The sequence below is a fragment of the Amnibacterium sp. genome, from assembly GCF_036559085.1.
Lineage (GTDB): Bacteria > Actinomycetota > Actinomycetes > Actinomycetales > Microbacteriaceae > Amnibacterium.
In genome coordinates this window covers 1-10,664 of record NZ_DATBTU010000024.1, presented here as the reverse complement: position 1 = coordinate 10,664, position 10,664 = coordinate 1, and the positions used below count along the sequence as shown (strand labels likewise).

General features: G+C 73.1%; 12 protein-coding genes. 6 read left to right on the top strand and 6 right to left on the bottom strand.

Going from position 1 to position 10,664, the window contains the following annotated elements; translation table 11 throughout:
- Positions 1 to 477 (top strand): universal stress protein (locus VIG76_RS04735; RefSeq protein ID WP_331951588.1); only part of this gene is annotated, 477 nt, incomplete at its 5' end.
- Between the two features lie 115 nt (positions 478 to 592).
- Here VIG76_RS04735 and VIG76_RS04730 read toward each other — a convergent pair.
- Positions 593 to 2,269 carry an ABC1 kinase family protein gene (locus VIG76_RS04730; RefSeq protein WP_331951586.1) on the bottom strand — a complete coding sequence of 559 codons (1,677 nt, stop codon included), beginning with the start codon at positions 2,267 to 2,269 and terminating at the stop codon, positions 593 to 595.
- A 181-nt stretch (positions 2,270 to 2,450) separates the two neighbouring features.
- Between VIG76_RS04730 and VIG76_RS04725 the strand changes: the two genes are divergently transcribed.
- From VIG76_RS04725 to VIG76_RS04710, 4 genes are all read left to right on the top strand, one after another.
- Entirely contained in the window at positions 2,451 to 2,891 is a 441-nt protein-coding gene (locus VIG76_RS04725) for a pyridoxamine 5'-phosphate oxidase family protein (RefSeq protein WP_331951584.1), read from the top strand.
- 114 nt (positions 2,892 to 3,005) lie between these two features.
- Positions 3,006 to 3,416, top strand: coding sequence for a pyridoxamine 5'-phosphate oxidase family protein (locus VIG76_RS04720; RefSeq protein ID WP_331951582.1), 411 nt, complete (start codon positions 3,006 to 3,008; stop codon positions 3,414 to 3,416).
- Positions 3,413 to 6,004 (top strand): magnesium-translocating P-type ATPase, encoded by a 2,592-nt coding sequence (gene mgtA / locus VIG76_RS04715; protein ID WP_331951580.1) that lies wholly within the window; start codon positions 3,413 to 3,415, stop codon positions 6,002 to 6,004. Before VIG76_RS04720 ends, mgtA begins: the two co-directional genes overlap by 4 nt.
- Positions 6,005 to 6,313: 309 nt before the next feature.
- On the top strand, positions 6,314 to 7,096 hold the full coding sequence (locus VIG76_RS04710; protein ID WP_331951578.1) for an SDR family oxidoreductase: 783 nt from the start codon (positions 6,314 to 6,316) through the stop codon (positions 7,094 to 7,096).
- Between the two features lie 54 nt (positions 7,097 to 7,150).
- On the opposite strand, the gene VIG76_RS04705 is transcribed toward VIG76_RS04710, so the two are convergent.
- The 4 genes from VIG76_RS04705 to VIG76_RS04690 form a co-directional block, all read right to left on the bottom strand.
- Positions 7,151 to 8,104 (bottom strand): hypothetical protein, encoded by a 954-nt coding sequence (locus tag VIG76_RS04705; protein ID WP_331951576.1) that lies wholly within the window; start codon positions 8,102 to 8,104, stop codon positions 7,151 to 7,153.
- Positions 8,101 to 8,826 (bottom strand): cytochrome b N-terminal domain-containing protein, encoded by a 726-nt coding sequence (locus VIG76_RS04700; RefSeq protein WP_331951574.1) that lies wholly within the window; start codon positions 8,824 to 8,826, stop codon positions 8,101 to 8,103. Before VIG76_RS04700 ends, VIG76_RS04705 begins: the two co-directional genes overlap by 4 nt.
- The gene (locus VIG76_RS04695) at positions 8,807 to 8,956 is read right to left on the bottom strand and encodes a hypothetical protein (RefSeq protein WP_331951572.1); all 150 of its coding nucleotides are present in this window, start codon (positions 8,954 to 8,956) and stop codon (positions 8,807 to 8,809) included. Before VIG76_RS04695 ends, VIG76_RS04700 begins: the two co-directional genes overlap by 20 nt.
- Before the next feature lie 141 nt (positions 8,957 to 9,097).
- Positions 9,098 to 9,556 carry a BON domain-containing protein gene (locus VIG76_RS04690; protein ID WP_331951570.1) on the bottom strand — a complete coding sequence of 153 codons (459 nt, stop codon included), beginning with the start codon at positions 9,554 to 9,556 and terminating at the stop codon, positions 9,098 to 9,100.
- Positions 9,557 to 9,678: 122 nt separating this feature from the next.
- Here VIG76_RS04690 and VIG76_RS04685 point away from each other — a divergent pair, with 122 nt between their 5' ends.
- Positions 9,679 to 10,086, top strand: coding sequence for a TIGR03618 family F420-dependent PPOX class oxidoreductase (locus tag VIG76_RS04685; RefSeq protein WP_331951568.1), 408 nt, complete (start codon positions 9,679 to 9,681; stop codon positions 10,084 to 10,086).
- A 50-nt stretch (positions 10,087 to 10,136) separates the two neighbouring features.
- On the opposite strand, the gene VIG76_RS04680 is transcribed toward VIG76_RS04685, so the two are convergent.
- Positions 10,137 to 10,325 carry a hypothetical protein gene (locus VIG76_RS04680; RefSeq protein ID WP_331951566.1) on the bottom strand — a complete coding sequence of 63 codons (189 nt, stop codon included), beginning with the start codon at positions 10,323 to 10,325 and terminating at the stop codon, positions 10,137 to 10,139.
- Positions 10,326 to 10,664 lie beyond the last annotated feature (339 nt).

The following is a 10,664-nucleotide window of genomic DNA, read 5'->3' as shown; positions in this document are numbered from 1 at the left end:
GTCGTGCCGCAGGGCTGGAAGCGCACCGGGGGCCCCATCGTCGCCGGCGTCGAGGGGAACGGCAGCGACGAGGCCGCGCTCCGGTTCGCCGCCCACGAGGCCGAGGTGCTCCACCGTGATCTCGTCCTCGTCCATGCCTGGCAGCTGCCCGCGGTCGTGGCCGGCGCAGGGGTCGCCGAGCTCACCATGGCCGAGCTCGATGTCGCAGCGATCCAGGACGCCGCCGGTGTCCGGCTCGAAGAGGTGGCGGACGGGATGCGGGACCGTCACCCGGAGGTGCGCATCGATCCGGTCCTCACGGAGGCCGACCCCGTCACGGCGCTGACGCGCGCCGGCTCCGGCGCGTCGCTCGTCGTCGTGGGCACCCATGGGCTGACCCTGCTCGACCGGCTGCTGCGCCGCTCCGTCAGCACGGCCGTGCTCGAGCGGCCGACCTGCCCGATCGCGATCGTCCGCCCTCGGTCCTCCGGAGGCTGACCCGGGCGGAGCACCGCGGCGGCCGCACGTTTCGGCCGATGCGGGCGGGCACGCGCGCCCGGATGGGCCGGAACCGCCCGCTGCCGCCCGCTGCCGGCGCCAGGCAGGCCGGACCTCAGCGCCGGCCCCGCCGTGCCGTCCAGGCGAGGTACCCGCCGAGGCCCCCGAGGGCACCGACGCCGAGCTGGAGGAGCCGGCCGGCGCGTCGATCCGCTCCCTTCGTGCCGGCGGTGAGCCCGCCGATCCCGGTGATCAGCGAGGCGGTGATGATGCCGACCACGATCCGGTTCCCCACGCGCTCCACCCGCGCGACGAGCGGATCCAGCTGCGCGAGCCGCAGGTGCACGTCGATGCCGTCCGCTTCGATGCTCTCCAGGAGGCGGTGCAGCCGCTCGGGCAGCTCGAGGCCGAGCGTGGCCGCATCGATCCCCGCCCGGCGCGCACGGGCCGCGATGCTGTGCGGCGAGAACCGCTCGGCGGCGAGGCGGGCGGCGTACGGGCGCAGCTCGGCGGCGAGATCGAGTGACGGGTCGAGGCGCTCCCCGATCCCGTCGACGAGCAGGAGCATCCGCACGAGCAGCGCCAGGTCCTGCGGCAGGTGCAGGCGGTGACGGCGGAGCAGGGTCAGCAGCCGCAGCAGCAGCGCCCCCATCCGCAGCTCCCCGAGCGACCGGCCCGCGTAGAGCGTGATGAACCGCAGCACGTCGACGCGGAGCGCGGCCCGGTCGACCGGGCCGGCGGCCTCCGCGACGCCGAGGAGCGCCGAGGTGGTCGCGTCGGCGTCGTTGCGGCTGATCGCGACGAACAGCACGGCCAGGTGCTCGCGCAGCCGCCGCTCGAGGTGCCCGATCATCCCGAAGTCGATGAGGCCGATGACCCCGTCGGCCTCGATGAGCAGGTTCCCGGGATGCGGGTCGGCGTGGAAGGTCCCGTCGACGAACACCATCCGCGCCATCGCCTGGATCGCCGCCTTCACGAGCGCCCGGCGGTCGACGCCCGCCGCGTCGAGGGCGGCCAGATCGTCGATCTTCACACCCGTGATGCGGTCGAGGGTCAGCACCCGGTGCGAGGTGCGCTCCCGGTGGACCCTCGGCACGTGCAGCCGGGGATCGTCGGCGAGCACCCGCCCGATGTGCTCTGCCGCGGCCGCCTCGCGGAGGTAGTCGAGCTCGGCCAGCAGCGAGGAGGCGAACTCCGCCGCCAAGCCGGGCAGGTCGAAGTCGGCCGCCGTCCGGGACAGCTGCGACGCCCGCTCCGCGAGGTCCTGGATGATCTCGAGGTCGGCGCGCACGACGTCGGCGACCTCGGGCTTGCGCACCTTCACGACGACCTCCGTGCCGTCGTGCAGCGTCGCCGCGTGCGCCTGCCCCAGCGACGCGGTGGCCAGCGGATGCGGGTCGAATCGCGCGAACAGCTGCTCCCGCGGAGCGCCCAGGTCCTCCTCGATGACGCGTCGCACCGCGGCGTCGTCGACCGGGGGCGCCGAGTCCTGCAGCTTCTCGAGCTCCTCGATCCAGGCGGCGGGGATCAGGTCGCGGCGCGTCGACAGCAGCTGGCCCAGCTTGACGAACGTGGGCCCGAGCTCCTCGAGCGCTCCGCGCAGCTGCTCCGCCCGGGTCGCGGTGACCGGCCGGCCACGACCGCGCCGCACGTGGATGCCGGGCAGGGCGAAGCCGAGGCCGTGCCGGGCGAGAACCGTGACGACCTCCCGGTACCGCTGGGCGCGATCCCCGCGGCCGAAGGGGGAGCGGGTGGGCGCAGGCGTCTCGGTTCCCGTCGAGGGGGGAGTCATGGGAGTCCTCTCGTCCCGTGCCCGGTGGGCACGAGCCCCACCGTAGGACCCGGCGGCAGCGGCGGCAGAGAGTCCCCGCCCAGCGGGAGCGGGCCGGGTGCGGTTCCGCGTGACCTTCGGCCCTCTTCGCGGCCTCGAACTCCGATGAGGCTTGCGCACGATCAGGACGAGGGAGCATGTGATGGCGGTGTGGCCTGACCAGCGGGTCGAGCAGCTCGGCGAGACGGAGTGCTGGGGGCGCCTCCTCGGCGCCCAGCTGGGCCGGCTGGCGTTCGACGGGCGCGAGTCGGTGGAGGTCCTCCCGCTCAACTACGTGCTCCGCGGGCCCTACATCGTGTTCCGCACCACGGCGGGCGCCGCGGTGCCGCCGCCGCAGCGTCGTCCGGTGTCGTTCGAGGTCGACGGCTGGAACACCCACACCGCGTGGAGCGTCATCGCGCACGGGCGGTCGCGCCGCAGCCGCGACGCCGACGTGGCCGCACGTGAGACGGCGAACGGGCTCCCGCCGTGGGCGCCGGAGGAGGTCGCCTCCGGGTCCGAGATCGCGGAGCTGGTGATCGACCGGGTGAGCGGCCGCGAGTTCGCTCGGCGGACGCGTTCGAGCGCGCTCTGGTACTGGTGACGGTCCGCGCGATCGGCTGAGCGGGCCAGGACCTTCGCCCCTGCCGCCGCCGCCGCCCTGCTGAGAGCCTGGCAGCGGGCGCCATGGACGCGCCCTGGACCACACGGAGGACCCATGACCGAGACGGCGCTGCCCACGATCGAGGAGCTCGACGCTCGGCAGAGCTGGCAGCTGCTGGAGGAGCAGGAGTACGGCCGCATCGCCGTGGTCCGTTCCGGGCGGCCGGAGATCTATCCGGTCAACTACCTCGCGCTGCAGGGCCGGATCCGGTTCCACACGGCGCCGGGAGCGAAGCTGTTCGGGGTGCTGCTCGACGGGCACGTCGCCTTCGAGATCGACGGCGTCGACGGCGGCACCGCGTGGAGCGTGCTCGTCAAGGGCACCGCCGAGGAGGTGCAGCTCTCGCCGGACCGCGGCGACCCGGGCCCGTTGCCGGAGGTGCCGTGGATGCCCGAGCGGCGCACGGCGGTCGTCGACATCACGCCGATCGAGGTGACGGGGCGGCGCTTCCGGCGCCCCGCGTGACCGCGCCCTCGAGCCTCGCCGCGCCGTCCGAGCCCGGTGAGGACTGGGCGGCACGGCCCGCCGCCGAGGTGCTCGCCGCGCTCGGCTCGAGCCCGTCCGGGCTCCCCGACGCGGACGCCGAGGACATCAGGGCCCGCGTCGGGCCGAACAGCCTCGCGGCGCACCGGGTGTCGGCATGGCGGGTGCTCGGCCGGCAGTTCCGGAACGCGGTGCTCGTCCTCCTGCTCATCACCACCGTCATCGCGGCCGCACTCGGCGACACGACCGACGCGGCGATCATCCTCGTCATCCTCGTCGCCAGCGTCGGTCTCGGGTTCTTCGACGAGTACCGGGCCGAGCGGACCACCGCCCGCCTCCGCGACGCGCTCGGCCACACCGCGGTCGTGGTGCGGGGCGGATCCGTGCGGGTGGTCCCGCTCGACGCCCTCGTGCCGGGCGACGTGGTCGAGCTCACGATGGGGGCGCTCGTCCCGGCCGACGTGCGCATCCTCGTCTCGCACGACCTCGAGTGCGACGAGAGCCTCCTGACGGGGGAGTCGGCACCCGTGACGAAGACCGCGGAGCCGGTGCAGGCACGGAGCATCGCTGACCGCGCGTCGATGGCCTACATGGGCACGACCGTCGCCGCGGGGGCCGGAACCGCCGTGGTGACGTCGACCGGTCACGGCACCGAGCTCGGCCGGATGGCGGCCTCCCTCGACACCGCCGCGCCCGAGACCGCGTTCCAGGCGGGCCTCCGGCACTTCTCGGTGCTGCTGATGATCGTCGGCGCGGTGCTCGTCGTCTCCATCGTGGTCACCGGCGTGCTGCTGCACCGATCGCTGCTGGAGTCCATGCTCTTCGCGCTCGCGATCGCCGTCGGCATCACCCCGCAGCTGCTGCCGGCCGTCGTGACCACCTCGCTGTCGGCGGGTGCGCGGCGCCTCGCGCGGCAGCACGTGCTCGTCAAGCGGCTGGTCTGCATCGAGGACCTCGGCAACATCGACGTGCTCGTCACCGACAAGACCGGCACGCTGACGGACGGGCGGATCGACTTCGAGCGCAGCATCGGGCCGGACGGCGCTGACCGACCCGACCTCGTCGTGCTCGCCGCGGCGATGACGCCGGATGCGGCGGGCGGCGGCAGCACGGGTGCGCTCGACACGGCGCTCGTCCGCGCGGCGTCGCGCATCCTGCTGGCCGCCGCGCTGCCGGCGCTGGTCGACGCCACCCCGTTCGACCACGAGCGACGCACCGCGGCCGCCCTGCTCGCCGCCGCATCGGGGCGCCTCCTCGTGGTGAAGGGCGCTCCCGAGGCGGTGCTCGCGCGCTGCGCCGAGGTGCCGCCGGAGGCGGCCGACACCCTCGCGGAGCTGCTGCACCACGGAGCCCGGGTGCTCGCGGTCGGATCCGCACCCACGACCGCGACGCGATGCGCCGACACCGAAGGGCTGACGCTCCGGCTCGAGGGGTTCCTCGCGTTCACGGACCCACCCCGCACGGATGCCGCCGCCTCCCTCGCGCGGCTGCACGACCTCGGTGTCCGCGTGGTCATCGCCACGGGGGACCACCCGCTGGTGGCGCAGACCGTCGCGGACGCGCTCGGACTCGTGGACGGCGGCACGCTCACCGGCGACGACCTCGACCGGATCGACGACGCATCCCTCCCCGCGGCGCTCGCCGACACCCGCATCCTCGCCCGGGTCACGCCGCAGCAGAAGGCCCGCGCCGTCCGGGTCCTTCGGAAGGAGGGCCGCACGATCGGGTTCCTCGGCGACGGGGTGAACGACAGCCTCGCGCTCCACGAGGCCGATGTCGGCATCTCGGTCGACAGCGCCACGGACGTCGCGAAGAACGCGGCCGACGTGATCCTGCTCGAGAAGGACCTGGGGGTCATCGCGGCGGGCATCGCCGAGGGGCGACGGATCTTCGCGAACACCATCAAGTACGTGTTCATGGCCGCGTCGAGCAACTTCGGCAACATGATCAGCGCCGCCGCGGCATCCGCGTTCCTGCCGTTCCTGCCGATGCTGCCGAGCCAGATCCTGCTGTCGAACCTCCTCTACGACGCCAGCCAGCTCTCGATCGCCACCGACCGCGTCGACGCCGCGGCGGTGCGCGCGCCGTCGCGCTGGGACATGGGAGCGGTCCGCCGGTTCATGCTCGTCTTCGGCCCGCTCAGCTCGGCGTTCGATCTCGCGATGTTCGCCATGCTGCTCGGCGTCTTCCACGCGGATGCGACGCTGTTCCACTCCGGGTGGTTCGTCGAGGCGCTCGTCACGCAGGCGCTCGTCGTGCTGGTCATCCGCACCCGCGTGACCCCGTTCTTCCGCAGCCGGCCCAGCACGCCGCTGCTGCTCTCCCTGCTCGCGGTCGTGACGGCGGCGGTGCTGCTGCCGTACAGCCCGCTCGCACCGGTGCTCGGGCTCGAGCCGCTCCCCGTCACGCTGCTCGCGACGATCGCGCTCGTGGTGGTGCTGTACCTCGTGGTCGCCGAGATCGCCAAGTGGGCGCTCTTCCGTGCGGATGAGGCCCATCGACGTCCGCTGCACCGGAGGCGGCGCCTCATCCGCTCGGCGGCGCGCTTCGGGCTGGCCGCCCGACCCTGACGCGGCCACCGGATCGCATCCCGCCCGCAGCCGCGACCGGTGGCCCTGCAGGAGCGCAGGGGCAAACAGGGGGCCCCGGCGACCCATCCGTCGTCGAGGCCCCCGCCCCCTTCACCGTCCCCTCAGCCGGTGACGATCGCCATGACCTCAGCCTCGACGGGCGCCGCGCCCGTCGATACGGCCGAAGGTCCTGCGCCTGTCGGTGTCAGGCGTGCGAAGTGCCGAAGGGCCCTGCCCCGGGGAACCGCGGTCCGGCATCGTCCTGATCGTCCTGGCGCCCTGCCGGGCCGCATCGACAGGAGATCCGCCATGGCACGCACCTACGTCGTCACGGGAGCCGCGAGCGGCATCGGGCTGGCGACCGCCGACCTGCTGCGCGAGCGCGGGCACCGCGTCATCGGCGCCGACATCCACGACGTCGACGTGACGGCCGACCTCGGCACCGCCGAGGGGCGCGCATCCCTCGTCGCGCAGGTCACGGAGCTCAGCGGGGGACGCATCGACGCGATCCTGGCCGTCGCCGGCCTCGCGCTGCCGGTCGCCGCGACCGCGGCCATCAACTACTTCGGCACCGTCGCCACGCTCGAGGGCCTCCGTCCGCTGCTGCAGGGATCGGATGCGCCGAGGGCGGTGGCCGTCACCTCGATGGCCTCGCTGTTCCCGCCCGACGAAGCCCTGCTCGAGGGGATGCTCTCGGGAGACGAGGCGGCGGCGGTGGCTCGGGCCGCCGAGCTCGCCGATGCCGGACCGGAGGCGGGCGGTGCCATCTACGGCACGAGCAAGCGTGCGCTCGCCCGCTGGATCCGCCGGAACGCGCCCACGCCCGAGTGGGCAGGCGCGGGGATCCCGCTCAACGGCGTCGCGCCCGGTGTCGTGCTGACCCCGATGACCGCGGACCTGACGGCGACCGAGCAGTCGCGCGAGCAGCTGAGGGCCATGGTGCCGATGCCGCTGAACGGCTTCTTCGAGCCCCGTGCGGTGGCCTACCTCCTCGCGTGGCTCACCAGCGAGGAGAACGCGCACCTCTGCGGTCAGGTCGTCTTCATCGACGGCGGATCCGACGTGGTCATCCGCGGCGACTCGACCTGGTGATGCGCCCGGTGGCCCGCCGATCCCGTCCGACGGGGACGGGACCGGCGGGGAGGTTCAGCGCGGGGCGCGCTTGCTGTAGTAGTCCCGCCAGACCAGCCGGTGCAGGGGGATCCAGCGCGGCAGCGTCCGCAGGCCGGGGATGAACGGCACGAGCAGGAGCAGGAGCGACAGCACCCCGACGATCCCGATCACCAGCACGTCGGCGTTCGCCGCGTTCCCGATCAGGGGGACCTGGTACCAGAGGGAGAAGAGCCAGAGCCACGCCTGACCCGGGTAGTTCCCGGTCTCGTTCATCACGCCCCACTGGTCGCCCGAGAGGTGCAGGCGGCTCGCGAGGTCGTTGAAGTACGCGCCGTCCCCGAGGAACAGGGTCGTCCGGGTCGCGTCGAGGCTCGTGGATCCTCGCTCGTTGCGGATGGCGCCGTCGAGCGCACCCGACTTCGCCATCCCGAGCAGGGATGCCGTGAGCGCGGGAACCGGGCCGTACGAGCCGGCGGCGACGCGGGCCGGGTCCCCGGAGGGCGCCTTGGCGAGCGCCGCGGCGTACGCCGCGGCCCAGGAGCTGCGCTGCGCCGCGTCGGCCGAGGACCAGGCGGCCACGGCGGCTCGCGCCGACGGCGTGGTCGAGAGCGGACCGATCACGAAGTCACGGGCGGCGTCGACGGGCAGCCGCACTCCGGAGAAGCTCTGGAGGTCGATCGGGCCGAACGTCTGCGTGGCGTCCTTGGTGTGGTTGTAGGGCGGCCCGTACGTGGCGGAGTCGCTCGTGCCGCCGAGCTCGGCGGTCGAGGTGGCGATGAAGTCGGCGGGGGCGGCCTGCGCCCAGCTCTGCAGGGTGATGGCGCGGTCGTCCGGCGATCCGAACGCGAACGAGAGCACGAGGACCAGCGCGCCCACGACCGCCGTCCCGACCGCCAGCTCCTTGAACAGGTCGTACCGGCGGGTGCGGCCGGCCCACGGCCGACTCGCGAGGTCCGAGCCGCGGCGGCTGCCCATCGGAGCGCTCATGATGTCGCGCTCCCGACGGGGACGGGGAGGGCCTCATCCGACTCCTGGGGCCCTGCTGCGGCCGGCGGGAGCACCGTGCCATGCGCGCCGGACAGCTGCGCGTCGGTCTCGGCCGCATCGATCGGTGGGACGACGCCGTGCATGCGCACCAGCACCACGTGGAGGGCGACGACCGCGCCCACGGCGAGCGGGAGCAGCACGATGTGCCAGGTGAAGATCTGGCCGAGGTCGGCGACGTTGAACCACGCGCCCACCCCGACCGCGTTCAGCGCGTCCTTGGCCTCGAACGCGATCCACTGCGAATCGAGGTTGGTCTGCAGGAGGTAGCCCGTGAATGCGGCCCCGATCGAGGCGAGGAAGGCGATCACGCCCGTCATCCAGGTCAGGGCACGGCCGCCCCGCCACGCCGCCATCCAGTACTTGCCCCAGAGGTGGACGACCATCGTCAGGAAGAACAGCTCGACGCTCCAGAGGTGCGTGCTGTTCACGAAGCGGCCGAGCGCCGAGACGTGGTACCAGGCGGGACCGTTCAGGGACAGGACGAGGCCGGACGCGACGATGTAGACCAGCGACGCGATCGCGCCCATGCCGAAGACGTAGATCCACGAGGCCACGTAGCTGGGCTGGTCGTCCGGGAGCAGCTTGTCCGGAGGCAGTCGCTTCAGCAGCCACCGGCGTGCATGTCCGGTCCAACCGGTCGCGTCAGGCTCCTGGGCGCTCATCATCGCTCCCGTCCGGGATGAAGGGGAGGACCAGTGCGGCGGCGAAGACCACGAGCATGGTCACGATCACCACGAAGTTGCCGATCGAGATGCTGATCGGCCCCCAGGTGAGGAACGTGCCTGCGCTCACGGGGTCAGCCGCAGAGAGGATCGAGCCGAGCATCATCGCCTTCTTCCATGTCGGATGTGGTGAAGGGTCGACCTTGGCGGCCTCGACCCGAAGAGCCTTAGGTCCTGCGGCCGCCGGAGCGGTCGAAGCACGGTCGCGAAGTCAGCCGGTGACGATCCGCATCTGGATCCAGGCGCCGCCCACGACGTCCCGCACGGCCTCGATGACCCGTTCGCGGATCCGGGCGTTCGGCACCTGCCCCCACAGCGTGACGACGCCGGCGTCGACCTCGACGGCGACGGACCCCGCCATCCCGGGGACGTCCGCGATGGAGCGGGCGAGCTGCTCCGTGCGGTTCGTGGCGCGCAACGGCCGCGCCCCGCGCACCCGGATCTCGTCGGCGACGGCCCGGACGCCCGGCGCGGCAAGCGCGGCGTCGCGGATGTGCTGCCACGCCTCCACCGAGGACGCCTCGCCCTCCAGGCGGACCACCCCGTCGCTGCTCGTGACCCGGATGCCGGCGAGCAGGTCGGCCGGCCCGTCCATCACAGGCGCTCCGGCAGGGGGATGCGGGCTGTGATCGAGCTCGAGCGGGGTGAGATCCGGTGCGATCGAGGTCATGGCGTTCCTTTCCGCGCTCAGCCTCGGCGCACGCCCGGCCGGTCGATACGGGCGAAGGTCCCACCCGGCTGGTCGCGGGTCGGCTCGGCTCGCGGTCGGGTGGGCATCCCTACGATGCGGATGTGACGATCGAGCTCCCCGACGATGTCCGTGCGTTCCTGCAGCAGCCGAACCCGGCCGTCATGGCGACGCTGGCGAAGGACGGCCGGCCGGTCAGCGTGGCGACCTGGTATCTGCTCGAGCCGGACGGCCGCGTGCTGCTCAACCTCGACGGCGAGCGGGTGCGGCTGAACCACATCCGCCGGGATCCGCGTATCGCGCTCACCGTGCTGGACGGTGCGAACTGGGGCACCCACGTGAGCCTGCAGCTCTCCGTCGTCGAGGTGAGCGACGACAGCGACCTGTCGGACATCGACGCGCTGGCCGTGCAGTACACAGGCTCGCCGTATCCGGTCCGTGATCGGCCACGCGTCAGCGCGAGGGCCGAGATCCTGTCCTGGCACGGCTGGGGCGCATTCGCCGAGGGCTGAGGCCGGGTCCGCTTCCCGCGGGATCCTTCAAGGGGCGCCGCCCTCGGCGGCTACCTCCGCCTGAGGATCCTGGCGAGCGAGGTCGCGCAGAGCACGATGCCGGCGAAGAACACCAGCACGGCGACTCCGGCGGCCGGCTGGCCGACGTGCGCCGCGAGGACCACGATCGCGGCGACGATGAGGACCAGCCCCATCAGCAAGTTGCGCCGGTGCCGCGCCGCCGGAGGGGTGTCACTCATGGATTCCGGGTCCCCTCGCGTCACGGCCGCCCGAGTCTAGGAGGGGGACGAGCCTCGAGCGATTCGAGGTGCGGCATGGGCAGTACCGTGACAAGGGGCTTCCGTGGCCTGGTGCTGAGCGTCGCCCGCGACGAGTTCGTGCGCTTCGCGCTCGAAGGCGCCACCGTCATCACCTTCTGACTCGGGCTCGCGTGTCCGCCGGCGTCACCGCGAGGCCTGGGCCGAAAGTCATACCCGCGAACACGGCGATGGGGCTACGTTGCCCGCATGCGCATGAAGCGGCGTTGGGCCGATCTCGATCAAGGCCAGCAGGCCGCCATCGTCGCCGGCGCGGTGGCA